Source organism: Actinomadura sp. 3N508, from assembly GCF_044326375.1.
GTDB lineage: Bacteria > Actinomycetota > Actinomycetes > Streptosporangiales > Streptosporangiaceae > Spirillospora.
In genome coordinates this window covers 630,450-651,325 of the sequence record NZ_JBIRAX010000005.1, presented here as the reverse complement: position 1 = coordinate 651,325, position 20,876 = coordinate 630,450, and the positions used below count along the sequence as shown (strand labels likewise).

19 protein-coding genes are annotated in these 20,876 nt (G+C 72.7%); 6 read left to right on the top strand and 13 right to left on the bottom strand.

Annotated features, from left to right (window positions below):
• Nucleotides 1-9: 9 nt before the first annotated feature.
• From ACH34S_RS21755 to ACH34S_RS21730, 6 genes are all read right to left on the bottom strand, one after another.
• A complete protein-coding gene (locus ACH34S_RS21755) occupies nucleotides 10-1,077 on the bottom strand; it encodes an ABC transporter ATP-binding protein (RefSeq protein WP_395954527.1) in 1,068 nt (355 codons plus the stop codon).
• Nucleotides 1,077-2,090, bottom strand: a complete 1,014-nt coding sequence (locus ACH34S_RS21750) for an ABC transporter permease (RefSeq protein WP_395954526.1) — start codon at nucleotides 2,088-2,090, stop codon at nucleotides 1,077-1,079. The genes ACH34S_RS21755 and ACH34S_RS21750 overlap by 1 nt, the downstream gene beginning before the upstream one ends.
• A gap of 105 nt (nucleotides 2,091-2,195) precedes the next feature.
• A complete protein-coding gene (locus ACH34S_RS21745) occupies nucleotides 2,196-3,965 on the bottom strand; it encodes an ABC transporter substrate-binding protein (RefSeq protein WP_395954525.1) in 1,770 nt (589 codons plus the stop codon).
• A gap of 45 nt (nucleotides 3,966-4,010) precedes the next feature.
• Entirely contained in the window at nucleotides 4,011-5,003 is a 993-nt protein-coding gene (locus tag ACH34S_RS21740; RefSeq protein ID WP_395954524.1) for an ABC transporter permease, read from the bottom strand.
• Nucleotides 5,004-5,522: 519 nt separating this feature from the next.
• Nucleotides 5,523-5,969, bottom strand: a complete 447-nt coding sequence (locus tag ACH34S_RS21735) for a hypothetical protein (protein ID WP_395954523.1) — start codon at nucleotides 5,967-5,969, stop codon at nucleotides 5,523-5,525.
• Between the two features lie 310 nt (nucleotides 5,970-6,279).
• Nucleotides 6,280-6,933, bottom strand: a complete 654-nt coding sequence (locus ACH34S_RS21730; RefSeq protein ID WP_395954554.1) for an HAD family hydrolase — start codon at nucleotides 6,931-6,933, stop codon at nucleotides 6,280-6,282.
• Between the two features lie 176 nt (nucleotides 6,934-7,109).
• Between ACH34S_RS21730 and ACH34S_RS21725 the strand changes: the two genes are divergently transcribed.
• From ACH34S_RS21725 to ACH34S_RS21715, 3 genes are all read left to right on the top strand, one after another.
• Entirely contained in the window at nucleotides 7,110-7,568 is a 459-nt protein-coding gene (locus tag ACH34S_RS21725) for a universal stress protein (RefSeq protein WP_395954522.1), read from the top strand.
• A 203-nt stretch (nucleotides 7,569-7,771) separates the two neighbouring features.
• On the top strand, nucleotides 7,772-8,614 hold the full coding sequence (locus ACH34S_RS21720) for a PAC2 family protein (protein ID WP_132180955.1): 843 nt from the start codon (nucleotides 7,772-7,774) through the stop codon (nucleotides 8,612-8,614).
• A gap of 182 nt (nucleotides 8,615-8,796) precedes the next feature.
• On the top strand, nucleotides 8,797-10,314 hold the full coding sequence (locus ACH34S_RS21715) for a serine/threonine-protein kinase (RefSeq protein WP_395954521.1): 1,518 nt from the start codon (nucleotides 8,797-8,799) through the stop codon (nucleotides 10,312-10,314).
• Between the two features lie 4 nt (nucleotides 10,315-10,318).
• Here the strand turns inward: ACH34S_RS21715 and mshC are convergent, their stop codons facing one another.
• From mshC to ACH34S_RS21680, 7 genes are all read right to left on the bottom strand, one after another.
• Nucleotides 10,319-11,557, bottom strand: coding sequence for a cysteine--1-D-myo-inosityl 2-amino-2-deoxy-alpha-D-glucopyranoside ligase (gene mshC, locus ACH34S_RS21710; protein ID WP_395954520.1), 1,239 nt, complete (start codon nucleotides 11,555-11,557; stop codon nucleotides 10,319-10,321).
• 68 nt (nucleotides 11,558-11,625) lie between these two features.
• Nucleotides 11,626-12,567 (bottom strand): ABC transporter permease, encoded by a 942-nt coding sequence (locus tag ACH34S_RS21705; RefSeq protein WP_395954519.1) that lies wholly within the window; start codon nucleotides 12,565-12,567, stop codon nucleotides 11,626-11,628.
• A complete protein-coding gene (locus ACH34S_RS21700; RefSeq protein WP_395954553.1) occupies nucleotides 12,564-13,487 on the bottom strand; it encodes an ABC transporter permease in 924 nt (307 codons plus the stop codon). The genes ACH34S_RS21705 and ACH34S_RS21700 overlap by 4 nt, the downstream gene beginning before the upstream one ends.
• A gap of 132 nt (nucleotides 13,488-13,619) precedes the next feature.
• Nucleotides 13,620-14,384, bottom strand: coding sequence for an NRDE family protein (locus ACH34S_RS21695; protein WP_395954518.1), 765 nt, complete (start codon nucleotides 14,382-14,384; stop codon nucleotides 13,620-13,622).
• A gap of 375 nt (nucleotides 14,385-14,759) precedes the next feature.
• The gene (locus ACH34S_RS21690; protein ID WP_395954517.1) at nucleotides 14,760-15,569 is read right to left on the bottom strand and encodes an SCO1664 family protein; all 810 of its coding nucleotides are present in this window, start codon (nucleotides 15,567-15,569) and stop codon (nucleotides 14,760-14,762) included.
• A 105-nt stretch (nucleotides 15,570-15,674) separates the two neighbouring features.
• Nucleotides 15,675-16,223: a DUF3090 domain-containing protein gene (locus tag ACH34S_RS21685; protein WP_395954516.1), complete on the bottom strand. Its 549-nt coding sequence runs from the start codon at nucleotides 16,221-16,223 to the stop codon at nucleotides 15,675-15,677.
• A gap of 10 nt (nucleotides 16,224-16,233) precedes the next feature.
• Nucleotides 16,234-16,956, bottom strand: a complete 723-nt coding sequence (locus ACH34S_RS21680) for a histidine phosphatase family protein (RefSeq protein WP_395954515.1) — start codon at nucleotides 16,954-16,956, stop codon at nucleotides 16,234-16,236.
• Nucleotides 16,957-17,023: 67 nt separating this feature from the next.
• On the opposite strand from ACH34S_RS21680, the gene corA reads away from it, so the two are divergent.
• From corA to ACH34S_RS21665, 3 genes are read left to right on the top strand one after another with little or no spacing between them, the layout of a single operon-like run.
• A complete protein-coding gene (gene corA, locus ACH34S_RS21675; RefSeq protein ID WP_395954514.1) occupies nucleotides 17,024-18,004 on the top strand; it encodes a magnesium/cobalt transporter CorA in 981 nt (326 codons plus the stop codon).
• Nucleotides 18,005-18,034: 30 nt separating this feature from the next.
• Nucleotides 18,035-18,988, top strand: coding sequence for an aldo/keto reductase (locus tag ACH34S_RS21670; protein WP_395954513.1), 954 nt, complete (start codon nucleotides 18,035-18,037; stop codon nucleotides 18,986-18,988).
• Nucleotides 18,985-20,874 carry a helix-hairpin-helix domain-containing protein gene (locus ACH34S_RS21665; RefSeq protein ID WP_395954512.1) on the top strand — a complete coding sequence of 630 codons (1,890 nt, stop codon included), beginning with the start codon at nucleotides 18,985-18,987 and terminating at the stop codon, nucleotides 20,872-20,874. Before ACH34S_RS21670 ends, ACH34S_RS21665 begins: the two co-directional genes overlap by 4 nt.
• Nucleotides 20,875-20,876 lie beyond the last annotated feature (2 nt).

Here is a 20,876-nt window from a genome sequence, read left to right as displayed (position 1 = left end):
CCGTGCTCGTCACAGCTTCGGCCGGATCTCGTCGGCCCAGATCTCCCGGCGCTTCTCCAGCGGCAGATGGCACGCCGCCTTGTGGCCGGGTTCGAGCTCGATCAGCTCGGGCCGTTCCGTCGTGCTCTTGCCGTCGTTCATGTCCGCGTAGGGGCAGCGGGGATGGAAGGCGCACCCGGACGGCACGTTGATCAGGCTCGGCGGCGACCCGACGATCGGCAGCAGCCGGTCGGAGCGCTCGCGGTCGAGCCTCGGCATCGAGCCGAGCAGCCCCCACGTGTAGGGGTGCAGCGGCCGGTGGAAGGCGTCGTCCACGGAGGCGTACTCGACGGCGCGGCCCGCGTACATGACCAGGATGTCGTCCGACAGCTCCGCGACGACCCCCAGATCGTGGGTGATCATGATGACGGCGGAGTTGAACTCCTGCTGCAGGTCGCGGATCAGGTCCAGGATCTGCGCCTGGACGGTCACGTCCAGCGCGGTCGTGGGCTCGTCGGCGATGAGCAGCTCGGGGTCGCACGACAGCGCCATCGCGATCATGGCGCGCTGCCGCATGCCGCCGGAGAACTGGTGCGGGTAGTCGTCGACCCGCTTGTCCGGCTTGGGGATGCCGACCTTGCCGAGCATGTCGATGGCGTGCTTGCGCGCCACCTGCTTCGACACGTCGTTGTGGACCCGGTACGCCTCGATGATCTGGTGCCCGACCGTGTAGAACGGGTGCATCGACGACAGCGGGTCCTGGAAGATCATCGCCATGTCGCGGCCGCGGAGCCGGCGGACCTCGGTCTGCGAGGCGCCGACTAGCTCCTTGCCGTTCAGCCAGATCTCGCCGGATACCTTGGAGTTGCGCTTGTTGTGCAGGCCGAGGATGCCGAGGCTCGTGACGCTCTTGCCCGATCCGGACTCGCCGACGATGCCGAGGGTGCGGCCGCGTTCCAGCTGGAACGACAGCCCGTCCACCGATTTGACCAGGCCGTCGTCGGACGGGAAGTGGATCTTCAGGTCGCGGACCTCGAGGAACGCGGCGGGCGCCTCGCCGGTGCCCGCCTTGTCCGCGGTGGGCGCGGTGCCGGTCATCAGCCCAGCCTCACTCTCGGGTCGACGATGGCGTACAGCAGGTCGACGATCAGGTTGATCACCACGATGGAGAACGACGTGATCAGCGTGACGCCGAGCACCATGGGCAGGTCGCCGCTGCGGATCGAGTCGATCGCGAGGCGGCCGAGGCCCGGGATGCCGAACGTGCTCTCGGTCAGCACCGCACCGCCGAGGAGCAGGCCGAGGTCCAGGCCGAACACCGTCATGATCGGGGTCAGCGACGCGCGGAGCGCGTGCTTGGTCACGACGGTCTTCTCCGGCAGACCCTTGGCCCGGGCGGTGCGGATGTAGTCCTCGTTCATCGTTTCCAGCATGCCCGCTCGGGTGAGCCGCGCGTACATCGCCGCGTAAAGGAACGCGAGCGTCACCCAGGGCAAGACCAGCGCCTGGAACCATTTCACCGGATTGGCGGTGATGCTGGTATAGCTGCCGCCGCCGGGAAATATCTCGATGCTGTAGGAGAACAGCGCCAGGGACACCAGACCTGTGAAGTAGATGGGCAGCGACACGCCGCTCAGCGCGATCACCATCGCGGTGCGGTCCCAGAGGCTTCCCCGCCGGAGCGCCGAGATGACGCCGATGGTGATGCCTCCGACGAGCCAGATGACCGCGGCGCCGAGCGCGAGCGACGCCGTCGCCGGGGCCCGGTCGAGCAGCGTCTCGCGGACGGGCTGGCTGCTGCGGAAGGAGTATCCGAAGCACGGTGCCGGGCAGTGGTCGGTGACGGGGCCTGCCTTGTAGTCCCGGCCGGCGACGATGCCCTTGAGGTAGTCCCCGTACTGCACGAGGACGGGGTCGTCGAGGCCGAGCCGTTCCTTGGTGTCCTGGATCGCCTCCGGCGTCGGCGCCTTCCCGACGAACCCGGCCGCGATCTGGTCGGTGGTCTGTCCCGCCAGTTTCGGCAGCCAGAAGAAGATGCCGAAGGTCACCAGGCTGACCAGCAGCAGCATGACGACGGCGCCGATGAGCCGCCGGATGATGTATGCGAACAAATTGCTCGGCCCCACCCGCCGGCCGGGCGGACCTGTGGGTCCGGACCCGGCCGGCGGGCGTCGCCTTCACCTGCCTTCAGAAGGACGCATGGTCGAGCGGGGTGTTTACTCCGTCACGCCCATGTTGAGGTAGTCGTACATGCCGCCGTAGGAGTAGGTGATCCCCACGTTGGTGGCACGCTTCGGCCTGTACATCAGAGCCTTGGCGTAGATCAGCGGGACCTCCGCGGCCGTCTGCATGATCAGCTTGTCGGCCTCGCCATAGGCCTTCAGGCGGGCCGCCTCGTCCGGGTTCTGGATGGCGTCGTCGAGGGCCTTGTTGACCCCCGGGTCGTCGAGCTCGGCGAGGTTGTTGCCGCCGGACGGCTTGATGGCCTCACCGTGCGCGATCTGCTGCAGGAACCCGTAGCCGGTCGGCCAGTCCGCCGCCCACGCCATGATCATCATGCCGATGCCGTGGTCGTGCACGTACTTCGGCACGCCGACGTACTTCGAGAAGTAGTCACCGGCCGGGAACTGCACGATCTCGGTCTTGATGCCGACCTTGGCCAGGCTCTGCTGGATGGCCTGCGCCATCGCGACTTCCTTCGGCCGGTCGGACCGGGCCGAGATCTTGGTGCTGAAGCCGTTCGGCTGGCCGCACTCCTGGAGCGCCTGCTTGGCCTTGGCCAGCGTGGCCTGGTCGAGACCGCCGCCCTCGGCCTGCTTCTGCGGGTACAGGTCGAACTTGCTGTAGCCCGCGACCGTCGGGGGCAGCACCGTCGTGGCGACGTCACCGCCGGCCAGCGGGCCGCCGTAGGCGGTCTGCGCGGCGACCTTGTCGGTCGCGTACTGCACGGCGACGCGGCACTTGACGTTGTCCAGCGGCTTCACGTTGACGTTCAGCGACATGAAGCGCAGGAAGCCCTGGACGGGGTTGTCCACGTACGGCTTCTGCTCGGCGGCCAGCACCTTCGGCTGGGTGCCGGACTGGACGCCGACGCCCGCGATGTCCATCTCGAGCGAGCCGGCGAGCAGCCGCTGGTCGATGTCGTCCGCGTTCTGCTTGAGCTGGACTTCGATCTTGTCGGGCAGCGCCTTGCGGATCGGGTCCGTGCTCTGGTTCCAGTGCGTGTTGCGCGACAGCGTCATCGACTTGCCGCGCGTGTAGTTGTCGACCTTGTACGGGCCGCTGGAGACGATCGCGGACTCGTACTTCAGGCCGGTGTCCTTGGCCTTCGGCACCGGCATCGTCTGCGACATCGCGACCAGGTAGTCGAACTCCTGGAACGGCTCGTTCAGGTGGAAGACGATCGTCTGGTCGTCGGGGGTCTCGATGGACTTCAGACCCTCGTCGCTCTTGTCCTCGTACGGGCCCTTGTACGCCGGGTCGTTGTCGACCAGGTACTGCTTGAAGTACTTCGGCCCGTTCTGCAGCTCCTTGGAGTAGTTGCTGCGCTCGACCGCGTACTTCACGTCCTTGGACGTGACGGTCGTGCCGTCGTCGTACTTGACGCCGGTGCGCAGCTTGTACGTCCAGGTCTTGCCGCCGTCGCTGGCCTGGCCGAGGTCGGTGGCCAGGTCGGGGACGACCTTCAGGCTGGCGTCGCCGGCCTTCGGGTCGAACGTGGTCAGGCCGCGGCCGTACAGCCGGGCGAAGTTCTGCGAGAACGCGTAGTAGGTGTTGCCGGGGTCCGGCGCGTCCCAGTCGTCGGAGCTGGCGAGCTTGAGCGTCCCGCCCTTCTTGTCCGACTTGTTGACGACCTCGTTGACGCCGGCGTTGTAGCCCGGGCCGCTGCCCGAGCCGCCATCGTCCTCGCCGCCGCCGCAGGCGGCGAGCCCCGCGGCCGCGAGCACCCCGGCCGCAAGGACCGCGAACGGTCTCATCTTGTTCATGTGCAGGCGCACCCCTTCAATTAGACGGGTCCGAAGGAACCCGAGTCACTTGGACCGAGGGTCGAGAGCGTCCCGCAGCCCGTCACCGAACAGGTTGAAGGCGAGGACGGTGATGAAGATGGCCATACCGGGAATGATCATGTACATCGGGTCCGACTCGTAGATCGGCACCGCGAGGGTCAGCATGCCGCCCCACGACGGCGTCGGCGGGATGACGCCGACGCCGAGGAACGACAGCGCCGCCTCGAACAGGATGTTGGTCGGGATCAGCAGGGTCGAGTAGACCAGGATCGGCGCGACCAGGTTCGGCAGGATCTCCTTGAACAGGACGTAGAAGTTGCTGGCGCCCATGCTGCGCGCCGCGTCGACGAACTCGCGCTCGCGCAGCGACAGCGTCTGGCCGCGGATGATGCGGCCGATGTAGGGCCAGTTGAAGAATCCGATGACCACGACCAGCACCGACACGCGCAGCCCGTTGCCGCTCAGCCCCCACGCCCCGTCGGCGACGACGCCGACCAGCGCGATCGCGAACAGCAGCAGCGGGAAGGCGAGGAAGGCGTCCATGGCGCGGCTGATGATGGTGTCGACCCAGCCGCCGAAGTACCCGGCGGTGATGCCGAGGACCGTGCCGATGACGACCGACATCAGGGTCGCGAGGAACGAGACCAGCAGGGAGATCCGGGCGCCGTGGACGATGCGGGCCAGCATGTCGCGGCCGGAGCCGGGCTCGACGCCGAGCCAGTGGTCACTGCTGATGCCCGAGTGCCAGAAGCCGTACTTGGGACGGTTGTAGGTCGGGTCGATCAGGTTCTGGTGGTACTTCAGCGGGTCCTGGACGAAGTAGGGGCCGAAGATGGCGATGAGGATCAGGGCGATCACGACGATCGCGCCGGTGAGCGCCACCTTGTCGCGCTTGAGCCGCAGCCAGGCGATCTGCCCGAGGGAGCGTCCCTGGATCTTCTTCCGGTCGACGCCGGCCAGTACCGATTCCGGCTGAGCCTCTTTGTCGGACCCGGTCACCTCGATGGGTGCGGCCACGCTCCATACCTCCTACCGTCCGGCCACTGGTTCGGCCATTCCGCCGGCGTCCGGCCGGCGACCGCGGAGATCATCCGCCGGCCTCCGTGCCCGTCACGCCGCGTTCGCTGAAGGGAAACGTAGTCCTTCGGGCACGACTGTCCATCCGTGAAGCGACCTTCGCCAGTACCCGTATCTGACTTGTGATCTCGTCGTCATCTGGGCAACACGCGTCCGGACGTCCCGTCGGACAAATCGCCCGAATAGTACGTACGCCACTACCCCGGCAGGCAACACGAAGCCGGTCTAGACCAGAAAGCTTTATCGTACTGAGTCCGTTCCGAGACCGTTCCTCCGCAGGTCAACCACGGTCACCACGGATCGTCACGCGGGGCGGGACCTGGCACGGAGGGCGGTGCGGACGGGCCGGTCACACGGCGGCGGCCGGGACGCCCCCCGGATCGCGAGGAGGTCGTCCCGGCCCGCCGTGATCGCTTCACGGAGCCGGACGGAGCCCGGGCTCAGCCGGACGGTCGTCCGTCAGGAGATGCCGCGGTCGCGCAGGATCCGCTCGATCTCCGCCATCTCGGGGTCGCCGCCGCCCTGCGCGGGCCCCTCCACGGCGCCCTTCGCCCGGCCGGACCGCCCGGCGGACTTCGGCCCCGCCTGCCCGCCGCCGGCGGCCTTCTTCCCGCCCTTGCCCCCGGCGCCGCCGGCGTCCATGCGGCGGCTGAGCATGGCGCCCGAGGTCATGTAAAGGAGCACGGCGAGCCCCGCCACCGCGACGCCCGCCCACTTGACCGGGCTGAACGCCAGGTCGACGAAGAACTCGGTCACCCCGGTCATGGCCGCGGCGAGCGGCACCAGCGACAGCGCGGCGCCGCGCACGCCCACGCCCGCCCCGCGGCGGCGGTAGGCCCCCCAGCTGATGACCAGCCCCAGCAGGGTCACTCCGAGGCTGATCGCGAAAATGGCTGCGTCGCTCATGCCGGCCCTCAATCCCTACGCTTACGGTCCCTGCGCTGGTGCTCTTCCTCCATCGTCACACGCCGGAGGGGGGTTGCGTTCCTCCCGGCGGACGGTTTGCCGGGCGCCCGGCCTCCTCCTCCGGCGTGATCCGTCCCCTAGGGATCACCTCGCAGGTATCAGGGGCCCCTGCCACCACCGGCGCACCTCCCGCAGGACGAATCAGGCGAATCACCACGAATCAGGTCAACGTCCGGCAACGTTTGGGCGTCGGCCGGGTGGAGGCCCGTGACCAGGCCGGGCCACCCGCCGGGCGTGCGTCCCGGCCGTTTCAGGGCCCGGTGAACGCGGGGAGGGCGCGCAGCGACGCCAGGCTCACCTCGCGCAGCGAGGCCACCACCGTGCGCCCCGGCGCGGGCGGGATCGGCAGCACGCCAGGCACCGCGACGGTGACGCAGCCGGCCGCCTCGGCCGCCGCGACGCCGTTCGGGGAGTCCTCCAGCACCACGCAGCGGCCCGGGTCGGCGCCGAGCCGGGCCGCGGCGGTCAGGTACGGCTCGGGGTCGGGCTTGGTCCGCGTCACCTCGTCGCCGGCGACGCTCAGCGCGAAGTGCTCGCGGCCGATCGCGTCCAGCACCGGCTCCAGGAGGCGGCGGTGGCTGGAGGACACCAGCGCCGCGGTGACGCCCGCCTCGCGGATCTCGGCGAGCAGGTCCTTGGCGCCGGGCATCATCGGGACGCTGGCGGCGAGCCGCTCGGCCATGCCGTCCAGCATCCGCCGGCCGACCTCCTCGGGCGGGGCGTCCGCGCCGGTCAGCTCCAGCATGTAGTCGACGGCGACGGCGAGGGAGCCGCCGACGAGGCGCTCCTGGTGGGCGGGCGTCCATTCGCCGCCCAGCCATGCCATGACCTCCGACTCGACCTCGAGCCATACGCGTTCGGAGTCGATGAGCAGGCCGTCCATGTCGAACAGCACGGCCTGCATACCGCCACGGGTCACGTTTCTCCTCTCCTGCGGGGGTTCGCGGTCCGCCCGCGCGCGGCCGCTCCCGGGCCGTGCGCGCGACGCGCTTTTGGACGGTGTGTGCAAAGAGACGGTGACGGACTGGTCACCGGGCCGATACCGTGCCCCCAGTAACCTACTACCGGGTAAGGAACGGCATGAGCGCGTACCGCATCATCCTCGTCGGCACCGACGGCTCGGACTCCTCGTTCCGCGCGGTCGAGCGGGCCGCGCAGCTGGCCGCCGCCACCGGCGCGACGCTGCTGCTCGCCACCGCCTACAGCCCCATGCCCGCGCGCGAGCGCGCCGGCGCCGCCGACCGGCTCGGGGACCTGGCGTACAAGGTGCAGGGGTCCACGCCCGCCGAGGACGCGCTGCGCGCCGCGCGGGAGCGGGCCGTCGCGGCCGGGGCGCGCGACATCGACCAGGTCGCCGTCGAGGGCGACGCCGTCGACGTCATCTCCCGGCTGGCGAAGGACCGCGAGGCCGAGCTGGTCGTGATCGGCAACCGCGGGCTGAACAGCCTCGCGGGCCGCATCCTCGGGTCCGTCCCGGCGAACCTGTCGCACCGCTCCCCCTGTGACGTGCTGATCGTCCACACCACCGACGGTAAGTGACGGCGCCTCCCAGGTATTCCGCCGGGGAAACCGTCCGGTATTCCGCCGCGGGCGTACAGGGCGGGTGCAGGGCCGCGGAAGGGTGGGGTACGTCACCGTCAGGACGTAGGCTGACAGCCACCGATCATGAGCGGGGCCCCGACCCCCGGGAATGACGGCCCCCGACGGTGACGCTGTACCTGGGCGTCGGAAGGAGGCAGCGCGTGGTCGAGCTGGAAAGTCTGCCCGAACTGGTCGATCCGGTGCTCGTGGCCGCCTTTGAGGGGTGGAACGACGCCGGGGAGGCCGCCAGCGGGGTCATCGCGCACCTGGAGGCCACCTGGGAGGCCGTGCCGATCGCCGAGCTCGACCCCGACGACTACTACGACTTCCAGGTCACCCGCCCGATCGTGGAGATGATCGACGGCGAGACCCGCGGCATCACCTGGCCGACCACCCGCGTGTCGTGGGCGCGGCTGCCGGGCGGCAAGGACGTCGTCCTGCTGCACGGCATCGAGCCGAACATGCGGTGGCGGTCGTTCTGCCGGGAGCTGGTCGGGCTGATGATGGAGCTCGAGGTCCGCAACGTCGTGCTGCTCGGCGCGCTGCTGGCCGACGCTCCGCACACCCGCCCGGTGCCGGTCACCGGGGCGGCGTCCGAGGCCGGGCTCGTCGGCACGCTGCACCTGGAGCCCGCCCGCTACGAGGGCCCCACCGGCATCCTCGGCGTGCTGCAGGACGCGTGCGCCAAGGCCGATCTCGACACCGTGTCGCTGTGGGCGGCCGTCCCGCACTACGTCGCGCAGCCGCCGTCCCCGAAGGCGACGCTGGCGCTGCTGCGCCGCGTCGAGGACCTGCTGGACGTGACCGTCCCGCTCGGTGAGCTGCCCGAGGAGGCGCGGGCCTGGGAGAACGGCGTCAACGAGCTCGCGGAGGAAGACTCCGAGGTCGCCGAGTACGTCCGGACGCTGGAGGAGCAGAAGGACGCCACCGAGCTGCCCGAGGCGAGCGGCGACGCGATCGCCCGCGAGTTCGAGCGCTACCTGCGCCGCCGCGACCCGGGCTGACCACCCCCCGGGCCTCGGAGCACGTTCGCGGGGTCGTACTGCTCGCAATAAGCCCGGCATTTCGGTCATTTCCGCCTATCGTGCGGTCGCGTCACCGGCTTTTCGCTGGTCCTTTATAGGCTGGCGGGCCTACTCTGGCGGGCAGCCGCCCCGCAGAGGACCGGACGAGAGGACGCTCCCCGTTGCCCGATGCAACGCCCCTCCAACCGCACGACCCGGCCCGCCTCGGCGGGTACGAGCTGCTCGGACGGCTCGGCTCCGGCGCGCAGGGCACGGTCTACCTCGGCGCGGGCGCGGACGGCCGGCACGTCGCCGTCAAGCTCCTGCGGGTCCAGTTCGACGACGACGCCACCGCGCGGGCCAGGTTCGTCCGCGAGGCGGAGGTCGCCAAGCAGGTCGCCCGGTTCTGCACCGCCCAGTTCCTCGACGCCGAGGTCGCCGGCGACAGCCCGTACCTGGTCAGCGAGTACGTCCCCGGCGAGGCGCTGAACCGGGCCGTCGCGCGGGACGGGCCGCTGACCGGCGGCGCGCTGGACCGGCTCGCCGTCAGCACCGCCAGCGCGCTCACCGCCATCCACCGCGCCGGGATCGTGCACCGCGACCTCAAGCCGCACAACGTCCTGCTCGGCCCGGACGGCCCGCGCGTCATCGACTTCGGCCTGTCGCGGGTGCTGGACGCGGCCAGCGCCGTCAGCAGCCGCGCCGTCGGCACCCCCGCCTACATGGCGCCCGAGCAGGTGTCCGGCCAGGACGTCGGCGCCGCCGGCGACGTGTTCTCCTGGGGCGCGACGATCACGTTCGCGGCGACCGGGCGGCCGCCGTTCGGGTCCGACTCGATCCCCGCGGTCATGTACCGCGTCCTGCATCACGAGCCCGACCTCGGGAGCCTGGACGGCGAGCTGCGCGACCTGGTCGGCGCGGCGCTGTCGAAGGACCCGGAGGCGCGGCCCACGGCGGCGCAGCTGCTGCTGCGGCTCGTCGGCCACGAGGACGCGTTCGACACGGCGTCCGCGGCCACCACCTCCCCGTCCGCGCTCCCGGCACCTCCCATAGCGCCCGTGGCGGCCGGGGACGGGGCCGGGGAGAACACTCTGCCGCCTGCGGTCACCGCCCCGAACCCCGGCGGCGCCCGGCCCGGCGACCACCCGCCGCGCCGCAGGCGGCGCCGCCTCGGCCGGGCGGCCGTCGCGGCCTTCGCCGCCGCGCTCGTCGCGGCGGCCGCCGGTGCCGCGGGCTACACCCTGCTGGACCGGCCCCCTGACGACTCGCCCGAGGCCGGCGGGCCGCACGGGCAGGTGACGGCCCCGGGCACGACGGCCGCGCCGTCGACCGGGCCGTCCTCGCCCAAGCCGAGCCGCACCCGCACGGCGGGCTCGGCCGCGCCGGGGCGTCCCGGCCCCGGCGAGGGCACCCGGCCCGGGGACGGCGACGGCGGAGGCCCGCCGGTCACCAGCGACCCGCCGCCGAAGCCGGTCGTGCTCGGCTCCCCCAGCCCCGCCAAGTACTGCGCGGCCCGCGAGCAGGACACCCAGTTCCGCAGCCCCAGGTGGTACTGCGTGCCGAGCGACGGCGACATCGGCGTCGACACCCCGATCGAGATGACGACGGTGTGCGCGTCGCAGTACCGGCACGACGCCGAGGCGCGGCTGCGCGGCGACGCGGGCAACCCCTCCGACTGGGACTGCTACGTCCTGCAGTGACGGCCTAGAGCCCGACGCCCAGCAGCGCGTCGATGATCGCCTTGACCTGCGCCGGGGCGGCCTCGTCGGTGCCCTCCGCGGCGGCCCAGGCGTCGACGGCGGCGAGCGCGCCCGGCGCGTCGAGGTCGTCGGTGAGGCGGTCGCGGACGGCGGCGGCGACCGGCGCCGCGGGCGGCCCGGACGGCCGCGACACCGCGGCGCGCCAGCGGCGCAGCCGTGCGTTGGCCGCGTTCAGCCCGCCGCGCGTCCATTCCCAGTCGGCGCGGTAGTGGTGGGCAAGCAGCGCCAGCCGGATCGCCATCGGGTCGGTGCCGGACTCCCGCAGCTTCGACACGAACACCAGGTTGCCGCGCGACTTCGACATCTTCTCGCCGTCCAGGCCGACCATCCCGGCGTGGACGTAGGCGCGGGCGTGCGGCCGCTCCCCCGTGGCGACCTCGGCGTGGGACGCGCTCATCTCGTGGTGCGGGAACGCAAGGTCCGAGCCGCCGCCCTCGACGTCGAACGCCATCCCGAGGTACTCGATGGAGATCGCGGAGCATTCGACGTGCCAGCCGGGGCGGCCCGCGCCGAACGGGGAGTCCCAGCCGGGCTCGCCGGGCCGCTGCGCCATCCACAGCATCGGGTCGAGCGGGTCGCGCTTGCCGGGCCGGTCCGGGTCGCCGCCGCGCTCGGCGAACAGCGGCCCCATCTCCGCCCGCGTCAGCCCGCTGACCTGCCCGAACGTGGGGTCGGCCGCGACGGGGAAGTAGACGTCGCCGGACAGCTCGTAGGCGGCGTCGCGGCCGCGCAGCTTCTCGATCATCTCCACGATCAGCGGGATCGCCTCGACCGCGCCGACGTACCGGTCCGGCGGCAGGATCCGCAGCGCGGTCATGTCGTCGCGGAACAGCTGGATCTCCCGGTCGGCGAGCTCGCGCCAGTCCTGCCCGGTGTCGCGGGCACGTTCCAGAAGCGGGTCGTCGACGTCGGTGGCGTTCTGGACGTAGTGGACGCCGAGCCCGAGGTCCCGCCACACGCGGTTGACGAGATCGAACGCCAGGTAGGTGTTGGCGTGGCCGAGGTGGGTCGCGTCGTAGGGGGTGATCCCGCACACGTACATCCGCGCCGTGCCGCCGGGCGCGGCGGGGCCCGCGGGGCGGGCCGTCCCCGTCCCGGTGTCGTGCAGGCGGAGCGGCCGGGTCGCGGCGGGCAGGCCCGCTTCGGCGAGGCCGGGGACTTCTGAGGCGGGCCACGATCGCATACCGAAAGCTTATCCATGCCCTGTTCGCGGGTTTACGGCCGGATGGGTCGAGTGTCGCGAGTGTCCGGTCACCCGTGCCGGACGCGGGGGTCCAGGACCGAGTAGCCGATGTCCACGAGCAGGTTCGCGCCGATCACGAACAGCGTCACCGTGAGCGTCACCCCGATGATCACCGGCGTGTCGCCGGTCGCGATCGACTGGTGGACGAGCTGCCCCACGCCCTGCAGCCCGAACACCTTCTCGGTGACGATCGTTGACCCGACCAGCGCGCCGAGATCGACGCCGGCCTGGGTGACGACGGGCGCCAGCGCCGGCCGCAGCCCGTGCCGCAGCACGACACGGCGCTCCGGCAGCCCCTTGGCCCGCGCCGTCCGCACGTAGTCCTCGCCGAGGACGTCCAGCATCGCGCCGCGGGTCAGGCGCGTGTAGGACGCGAGCATCAGGAACGCCAGCGCCGTCCACGGCAGGATCATCCGCCGGAGGAAGTTCTCCTGCATCGGCGGGCCCGCCTCGAACAGGTGGAGGTTGGTGGCGAAGACGTACAGCAGCGCCAGGGCCAGCACGAACGGCGGCGTGGACAGGCCGGCCAGCACGAACGCCGTCGAGGCCCGGTCCCACAGCGTCCGCGCCCGGGCCGCGCTGAGCACCCCCAGCCCGACGCCGCCCGCGAACCACAGCACTCCGGCGCCGAAGACCAGCCACAACGTCGTGGAGAGCCGTTCGGCGATCAGCGCCGACACCGGCGTCCCGCTGATGTAGGAGTCGCCGAGGTCGCCGCGCAGCAGCCGCGCCACGAACCGCCAGTACTGGACGAGCACGGGCCGGTCCAGCCCGAGGTTCGCGCGGATCTGCGCCAGCGTCTCCGCCGTCGCGCGGGGCCCGCCGATGACCCGCTCCACCGGCACGGGCGAGACGTGCAGGAACACGAACACCAGCGTGGACACCAGCCACAGCACCACGGCCGAGTAGAGCAGGCGGCGCAGCACGAACCGCGGCAGCCCCCGGCTCACCGTCCGCCGCCGCGCGGGTCGAGGGCGTCGCGGATCCCGTCGCCGATCAGGTTGAACGCCAGCGTGATCGCCAGCAGCAGGGCACCCGGGACGGCGAGCAGCCACCACGCGGACCGGAAGACCTCGCTGCCCTCCCCGAGCATCGAGCCGAGGCTCGGCACCGGCGGCGGCACCCCGGCGCCGAGGAACGACAGCGTCGCCTCGAACACGATCGCCGCCGGGATCTGCAGCGAGGCCAGCACGGTGACCTGCGCGGCCAGGTTCGGCAGGACGTCCGCGACCATGATCCGGGCGTCGGAGGAGCCGAGCGCGCGGGACGCCTCGACGAACTCCCTGCGCCGCAGCGCCAGCACCTGGCCGCGGATCACCCGCCCGGAGGCCGCGACCGAGAAGAACGCGATCACCAGGACCGTCAGCGCGAGCCCGGCGGCGGCCGACGCGGGCCGGAACGTCGTCGCGAGCATGATCGCCACGAGCAGGTAGGGCAGCGCGAGCGTCATGTCCATCAGCCGCGCCAGCACCGCGTCGACGGCGCCGCCCGCGTACCCGGCGAGCGTCCCGACCGCGGTGCCGATGACCGTCGCGAGCAGCGCCGCGCAGACCCCGACGACCAGGGACACGCGCGTCCCGTAGGCGGCGCGGACGAGCACGTCCCGCCCGAGCTGATCGGCCCCGAGCGGAAACTCCGCACCAGGCCCGCGCGGCTGCCCCGCGACGTCGAGCCCAGTCTCAGGGAACGTCTGGTCGAAAGGATGCCCGGTCAGGTACGCCCACAAGGGCGCCAGCAACGCGAAGACAGCGACGCCGACCAACACAACAACGGACGCGACGGCAACCCGATCACGCCGAAAACGCACCCAAGCCGCCTGCGCCGGCGTACGCCCCGGCCCCGGCGCCGCGCGCTCGACGACCGGCCGCACGCCGGCATCGACGCGCCCGCTCAACCAAGCCCCCCGGCCACCGGCACACTCCCACGCCCAGATCGCGATGAGTGGCCAAGCTAACACCGAGCGTCAGCACACCGCCGCCGGTTCCTGGAAGATGCCAGAGGGCTAGAGCACCCGGGTCCAGGCCTCGGCGTCACCGGGCGAGGCGGAAAAGTCGTACCGGACGCCGTCCGAGCGGAGAGCGGTGAGGCTGACCGAGGTGGTCCCCCACACCCGCCCGTCGCCGAGGTCGAGCAGCGGCAGGAGGGCCCGGTGGTCGGCGCGGGGCAGCCCGTCGCCGTTCACCAGCGGCAGCCACTCGCCCCAGGCCCGCGCCAGCGGCTCGTCCGCACCGGGCTCGGGACGCGCCGCCGCTGCCAGCCGGGGCCGGAAATGCGCGAGACGGGCCGCCATGTAGGCGTCCTCGGTCTCCCCCTCATGCTGCCCTTCGCCCTCCAGCCCGCTGTTGACGATCACATGCAGCCCTGGCCCGAGGTCCCGCTCGGCGAGATCCACACCGTCCCAGCTCCACAGCCGCACCCGGTCAGGCTCCGCGCCGACGAGGTGGAACGGGTCAAACGATGCCAGGTCGATTCGCCCCAGCTTGCCGTCGGCGGCCACCCGCAACGGCAGCTCGCCCCGCGTGGACCGCCCCGCCTCGGGCGCCATCCGCCCCCGCCCGTTCAGGACGGTCGCGATCCGCGGCGCGCCGGGCTCCACGGCGAACCACGTCCCGCCCGCCCGCAGATCCCGCCCGGCGACGACCCCGGGCCGATCCGCCCAGTACCGCCCCGGCGGCTCCCACTCCCGCGCGACGAACTCGTCCCGCACACCGACGAGCAGCACAGGAACCGGGGAGGACGCATCAACACTGATGATCGCCGTGCACATGCCCCCAATTGCACCACCCACCCCGAATTGCCCGAAGCCCGGGGTCACACACAGATTCCTGGACGAGCCAGGACACGGTGCTTGGACGGAATCTCACTGACGGATATGGGCAGGCTCGCGAAAATGGCACGCCCGGCGCGCCACGACCCTGCACAACCTGATCCTTGGACGAGTCAGAGCCCGCCCACTCGGACCGAGCCCCAGCCCGGGTCACGGGTCGGGCGGCCGGAGGCGCCCAGCGCCGGAGGTCGCACGACCCGGCGAGCCGGGCGACCGGAGCGCCACGCCGCGACCCGCACGGTCACAACACACCCGCACCGTGGCGTGAGGATCGACCGGCTCGTGACGGGGGGTGTGGGGGGTCGTCCCCCCTCACTACAACGGCGGCCAGGGGATCGCCGGCCAGTCTTCTGGGGGGTAGGGGTGGATGCGGTGTTTGAGCATCAGGTCTACGCGGCGGCGGGTGGCGTCGACCTCGTCGGGGGTGAGGAGTTCGGAGAGGCGGGTGCCGAGCGGGCCGCCGGCGAGGCCTTCCTTGACGCGGCCGAGGGCCTCCAGGGCCTCGGGCGTCAGGGGCTTGCCGCGCCACTGCCACAGGACCGTGCGGAGCTTGTACTCGACGGAGAAGCACACGCCGTGGTCGCAGCCGTAGACGCGGCCGTCGCCGGGGGGCAGCAGGTGGCCGATCTTGCGGTCGGCGTTGTTGACGACGGCGTCGAACACCGCCATGCGGCGGACGGCCTCGTCGTCGGAGCGGGACAGGGCGACGAGGTCGACGTCGGGGTCGGGCTCCACCCACAGCTGGACCATGCCGGGGCCGTAGGGGCCGTCGCGGTGGACGGTCGGCGGGACGGTGCCCCAGCCCATGGTCTTGGACACCTCGTAGGCGGCGACCTCGCGCTCGGCGAGGGTGCCGTCGGGGAAGTCCCACAGGGGGCGCTCCCCCGCGACGGGCTTGTAGACGCAGCCGGCGGTCTTGCCGTCGTGCTCGATCGAGCAGTAGAGGGTGGCGTTGGACGCCTGGACGAGCCGGCCCTCCACGCCGAGCCGCCCGGCGCGCAGCAGCCGCTCGGCGGCGGCGACGTCGCGGGGGGAGACCGGGCAGCGGGGCGCGCCGCCCGCGGCGGCCTGCCCGGACGCGCCGCTCTCGCCCGCGGGCGCCCGGTCCCGGGAGGACTGCGTCATGTGCTCATTCTTCCGGCCACGCCGTCCATGATCCAGCACAACGGGCCCATTTCGTCCCCGGCGGGCGGGGACGTGCGGGGCGCGGGGCGTGGCGGGGGCGTCATCTCAGCCGAGGTATCCGTTCTGGCGCGGGCAGACGTGCCCCTCGGTGTCGAGGGGCAGGCCGCACAGCGGGCACGGCGGGCGTCCCGCGGCGACGACCTTCAGGGCGCGTTCGGCGAACGCGCGGGCCTGCGCGGCGCTGATCCGGACGCGCAGCACGGCGATGGCGGGGTCGTCCTCGCCGACCTCGGTCTCCTCCTCGGTCTCGGTGACCTCCTGCGCCTCGATGACGACCTGCTCGTCGTCGGGGTCCCAGGCCAGCGCCATCGTGCCGACCTTGAACTCCTCCTCGACCGGCTGGTCGAGGGGCCCGTCGTCGACCAGCTCGGACGGGGTGACGGCCGGCACCGGCGCCTCGCCGCCGCTGCGCCGCAGCACCTCGTCGAGCAGTTCCTCCAGCCGCTCGGCCAGCAGCGTGACCTGGAACTTCTCCAGTCCGACGCTGGTGACGCGGCGACCGGAGCGCGCCTGGAGGTAGAACGCGCGGTCGCCTGGCCGCCCGACGGCGCCGGCCACGAACCGCTCCGGCAGGTCGTAGGAGATGACGGGCATGACAAAGACCCTACGCGCCGCCGCCTGGGACCGCGTCATCCGGCCCGAGTCCGTCTTTTCCGGCGCTTTCCCCGGGCGTTTCGGGCATGAGGGGGGTGATGTCGCCGCCGGTGTCGTTGACGCGGACGACGAACGGGCGCGTTTCGGTGTAGCGGATGACGGTGAGCGAGGCCGGGTCGGCCTGGATCCGCTGGAACTGGTCGAGGTGGAGGCCGAGCGCGTCGGCGACGATCGCCTTGATGATGTCGCCGTGGCTGCACACGGCGTAGCGGGCGTCGGGGCCGTGTTCGGCGGCGATGCGCGCGTTCCAGTCGCGGACGGCGGTGACGGCGCGGTGCTGCGCCGCCGCGAGGGACTCGCCGTTCTCGCCTGGGAACTTCACGGCGCTCGGGTGGGCCTGGACGACGCGCCACAGGGGTTCTTCGGCGAGTTCCTTGAGGGGGCGGCCCGTCCAGTCGCCGTAGCGGACCTCGCCGAACCGCTCGTCGGTCTCGATCTTCTCGGCGGCGGCCTCCCCGGTGGCGCGCGCGGCGGCGATGGCCTCGGCGGTCTCGGCGCAGCGTTCCAGGGGGCTGGTCACGATGGCGGCGAGCGGCAGCGGCGCGATCCGGGCGGCGAGTGCGGTGACCTGCGCACGGCCCCGCTCGTCGAGGTGGACGCCGGGCGTCCATCCGGCCAGGAAGGGGCCGGTCATCGCGGTCATGCCATGCCTTACCAGCAGAAGCGTCGTCACAGCGGCCACTCTAGGAGATGGCCGTCATCGCGGGACGCGGCCCTCCGCACGGCGCGGATGCGGGAGAATGCCGCGTGTGATTGTGGACAAGGCGATCTACACCGACGGGACGCGCCGCGACATCGACGGCGACATCAGCGACGCCTTCGACCTCGCCCGCGCGGACGGTGACTGCTTCGTCTGGATCGGCCTGTTCGAGCCCGACGAGGAGGAGTTCGAGCTGGTCCGCGACGAGCTGCAGCTGCATCCGCTCGCCGCCGAGGACGCGGTGTCCGCGCACCAGCGGCCGAAGATGGAGCGCTACGACGACACGCTGCTCGTCGTGCTGAAGACGCTGTCCTACATCGACGCGACCTCCGACATCGAGGTCGGCGAGATCATGGTGTTCCTCGGCCCGGACTTCGTCATCACCGTCCGGCACGGCACGGGCAACCCGCTGGGGCCCGTCCGCAAGCGGCTGGAGGAGTCGCCGGAGCTGCTCAAGCACGGCGCGACGGCCGTGCTGTACGCGGTGTGCGACGAGGTCGTCGACCAGTACGGGATCGTCGCCCACGAGGTGGAGATCGACATCATCGGGCTGGAGAAGGCGGTGTTCAACCCGGGCGCGCGGGACGTCACCGAGAGCGTCTACTCCCTCAAGCGGGAGGTGCTGGAGTTCCGCAGCGCGGAGGACCCGCTGGTCCCGGTGCTGCAGGAGATCGCGAAGGGGCGGGTCGCCGAGTGCGGCTCGACCCGCGAGTACTTCCGCGACGTCCTCGACCACCTGCTCCGCGTCGACACGCAGGTCGACGCGCACAACGAGCTGCTCAACAGCGTCCTGACCGCGCATCTGGCGCTGCTCGGCAAGCAGCAGAACGAAGATATGAGAAAGATCTCCGCGTGGGCGGCGATCATCGCGGTGCCGACCGCGATCGCCGGGATCTACGGCATGAACTTCGACCACATGCCCGAGCTGAAGTGGAAGTGGTCGTACCCGGTCGTGCTGATGGTGATCGTGGTGATCTGCGTGCTGCTGTTCCGCCGCCTGCGCCGGAGCGGCTGGCTCTAGACCTGTGGCGGACCGCTAAATTGACCGCCTATGAAGGAGCGTCACCTCGGGCGGAGCGGGCTGCTGGTGTCCCGCCTGGGCCTCGGCACCATGACCTGGGGGCGGGACACCGGCCCGGAGGAGGCCGCGGCGCAGCTCGTCGCGTTCGTGGAGGCCGGGGGCAACCTGGTCGACACCGCCGACGTGTACAACGACGGCGACAGCGAGCGGATCCTCGGGCACCTGCTGCGCGAGCTCGTCGACCGGGACACCGTCGTCGTCGCGACGAAGGCCGCGATCCGGCCGAACGGCCGCTACGACGGGTCCCGCCGGCATCTGCTCCGCGCCCTGGACGCCTCCCTCGACCGCATGGACCTCGACCACGTCGACCTGTGGCAGCTGCACGTGTACGACCCGGCGACGCCGCTGGAGGAGACCCTGTCGGCGCTGGACGAGGCCGTCACGTCCGGCCGTGCCCGGTACGTCGGCGTGTCCAACTACGCGGGCTGGCAGGTGTCGAAGGCCGCGGCGTGGCAGCGGGCCTGGCCGGGCCGCGCGCCCGTGGTGGCCGCGCAGCTGGAGTACTCGCTGCTGAGCCGCGACATCGAGCGGGAGGTCGTGCCCGCGGCGGTGGACGCCGGGGCGGGGCTGCTGCCGTCCTCGCCGCTCGGCCGGGGCGTGCTGACCGGCAAGTACCGCACCGGGATCCCCGCCGGGTCGCGCGCCGCCGCCTCGCACTACGCCGACTTCGTCCAGCCGTACCTGGACGACGAGTGCGCCCGCATCGTCGAGTCGGTGGTGACGGCCGCCGAGGGGCTCGGCCGCTCGCCGCTGGCGGTCGCGCTCGCCTGGGTCCGGGACCGGCCGGGGGTCGCCGCGCCGGTCGTCGGTGCGCGGACGGCGGCGCAGCTGGGCGCGATACTGGAGAGCGAGGACCTCACGCTGCCGCAGGAGATCCGGGCGGCGCTGGACGACGTCTCCGACACCGCGACGGGAAGCCCGTGACCGACACCGAAGGCAACGACACACCGTCTCCGGCCGAGCGGGCGGCGCGCGCCGCGGAGGCGATGCGCGCCGCCGAGGCCGCCGCCGCGCAGGCCGCCGCCAGGCCCCCGGCCCCGGCCGGCGGGCCCGCGGCCGATCCGCCGCCGGGACGGCCCGAGCCGACCGCGCAGGAAGGGCTGCGGGCCCTCGCGGAGCTGTTCGCCGAGACCGGCGTCCCCGCCCCGCTCACGGCCCGCGCGGCGGCGCTCCTCGGGCCGGGCGCCGCCGGGCGGCTGCGCGAGGACCCGTGGCGGCTGCTGCGCGTCCCCGGCGTGCGGCCGCCGCAGGCCGACCACTTCGCCCGCGCGCTCCTCGGCCAGGACGCCCGGCCCGACGACCCGCGGCGCGGCCGGGCGCTCGTGCTGTACCTGCTGACCGAGGCGGCGCGCGGCGGGCACACGGTCACGCCCGCCGCCGACGTGGTGTCCGCGCTGGAGCGCCTCCAGGTCCCCGACCCGCGGGGCGCGGTGGAGGCGGCGCTGGACGAGGCGGACGTCCTCGCGCTCACCGAGGAGCCCGAGTTCGACGAGGAGTCCTTCGAGGAGGACGCCGAGCCGCCCGAGCCGGAGGAGACGCTCGGCCCGGCGCGGTGGGCGCTCGCCGAGGAGGCCGCGGCCGAGGGGTTCCAGCGGCTGACGCTCACCGCCGTGCCGCTGCTGGACGACGCGGATCTCAAGAGCCTCCGCGACGGCCTGCCCGAGGACCGCTCCCTCGCGCTCACCGCCGCGCTGCGCACCGGCGTGAGCGTCCTGCGCGGGACGCCCGGCGACCTCGCCGCCACCGTGCTCGGCATCGCGTCCGCCGCTGCCGGGGCGGGCGTCCGCACCGCCGTCGCCGCGCCGACCGACCGCGCCGCCGCCGGGCTCGGCGAACCGGCAGGGGCCGCCGTGACGAGCCTGCACCGGCTGCTGGAGCCGCGGGACGACCCGTCCGCCGCGCCGGGCGCCGTCGTCTACGGCCGCGGCGAGCAGCACCCGCTCGACCTCGACCTGATCCTGGTGACGGACGCGTCGGCGCTCGACGTCGAGCTGTGCGCCGTGCTCGTCGAGGCGTGCCAGGACGGCGCGCACCTGGTGCTGTGCGCCGAGCCCGCCGCCCCGCCGCCCGCCGGGCCGGGACGGCCGCTGGACGATCTGGAGGCGTCCGAGACGGTGCCCGTCGTCCTGCTCGACGCCGCGCCGCCGTCCGGCCCGGTCGGCGAGCTGACCGAGGCGGTGCGCGGTGGTGAGCTCGTCGCCGTGGACGCGCCCGGACGCGAGGTCGTCATCGTGCCCGCCGAGGGGCCGGGAGAGGCGGTGCACCGCGCCGTCCAGCTCGTCACCGACTCGATCCCGCGCGCGCTCGGGATCCCGGTCGAGGACGTCCAGGTCGTCGCCCCTGCCTCGGGCGGCGACGCGGGCGCCACCGCCCTGAACGCGGCGCTGAAGGCGCGCCTGAACCCCGGCCCCGGCAAGTTCGGCGGGATGGACCCGGGCGACCGGGTCGTCGTCGCCGCGCCGCTGCCGCACGCCCCGCTCGGCGAGACCGGGGTGGTCACCGGCGGCGGCGCGCACGGCCTGGAGGTCGAGTTCCCCGGCGGCGCCGCGGTCGTCGCCCCGGCGGACGCGTCCCGCCTGCGGCACGGCTGGGCGCTGACGGTCGCGCAGGCCCGCGGGACGCGCCGTCCCGCCGTGGTCGCGGTCATGTCGCCCGAAGGCCTGTCCCGCCCGCTGGTCGCGGCCGCGTTCGGGCTGGCCGGCCGGCACCTGTCGGTCGTGCAGGCGGCCGGGCCCGCGCTGGCGCGGGCCGTCCGCGAGGCCGGGACGCCCGCCCGCCGCACCCGCCTCGCGCGGCTCGTGACCCAGTGAAC

Bases quoted from the DNA above. Each gene is read 5' to 3' on its own strand.
- ACH34S_RS21735 (WP_395954523.1), bottom strand. From the start codon at position 5,969: ATGAGCGACGCAGCCATTTTCGCGATCAGCCTCGGAGTGACCCTGCTG.
- ACH34S_RS21730 (WP_395954554.1), bottom strand. From the start codon at position 6,933: ATGCAGGCCGTGCTGTTCGACATGGACGGCCTGCTCATCGACTCCGAA.
- ACH34S_RS21690 (WP_395954517.1), bottom strand. From the start codon at position 15,569: ATGACGCAGTCCTCCCGGGACCGGGCGCCCGCGGGCGAGAGCGGCGCG.
- ACH34S_RS21670 (WP_395954513.1), top strand. From the start codon at position 18,035: ATGAAGGAGCGTCACCTCGGGCGGAGCGGGCTGCTGGTGTCCCGCCTG.
- ACH34S_RS21745 (WP_395954525.1), bottom strand. From the start codon at position 3,965: ATGAACAAGATGAGACCGTTCGCGGTCCTTGCGGCCGGGGTGCTCGCG.
- ACH34S_RS21685 (WP_395954516.1), bottom strand. From the start codon at position 16,223: ATGCCCGTCATCTCCTACGACCTGCCGGAGCGGTTCGTGGCCGGCGCC.
- corA (WP_395954514.1), top strand. From the start codon at position 17,024: ATGCCGCGTGTGATTGTGGACAAGGCGATCTACACCGACGGGACGCGC.
- ACH34S_RS21725 (WP_395954522.1), top strand. From the start codon at position 7,110: ATGAGCGCGTACCGCATCATCCTCGTCGGCACCGACGGCTCGGACTCC.
- ACH34S_RS21755 (WP_395954527.1), bottom strand. From the start codon at position 1,077: ATGACCGGCACCGCGCCCACCGCGGACAAGGCGGGCACCGGCGAGGCG.
- mshC (WP_395954520.1), bottom strand. From the start codon at position 11,557: ATGCGATCGTGGCCCGCCTCAGAAGTCCCCGGCCTCGCCGAAGCGGGC.
- ACH34S_RS21695 (WP_395954518.1), bottom strand. From the start codon at position 14,384: ATGTGCACGGCGATCATCAGTGTTGATGCGTCCTCCCCGGTTCCTGTG.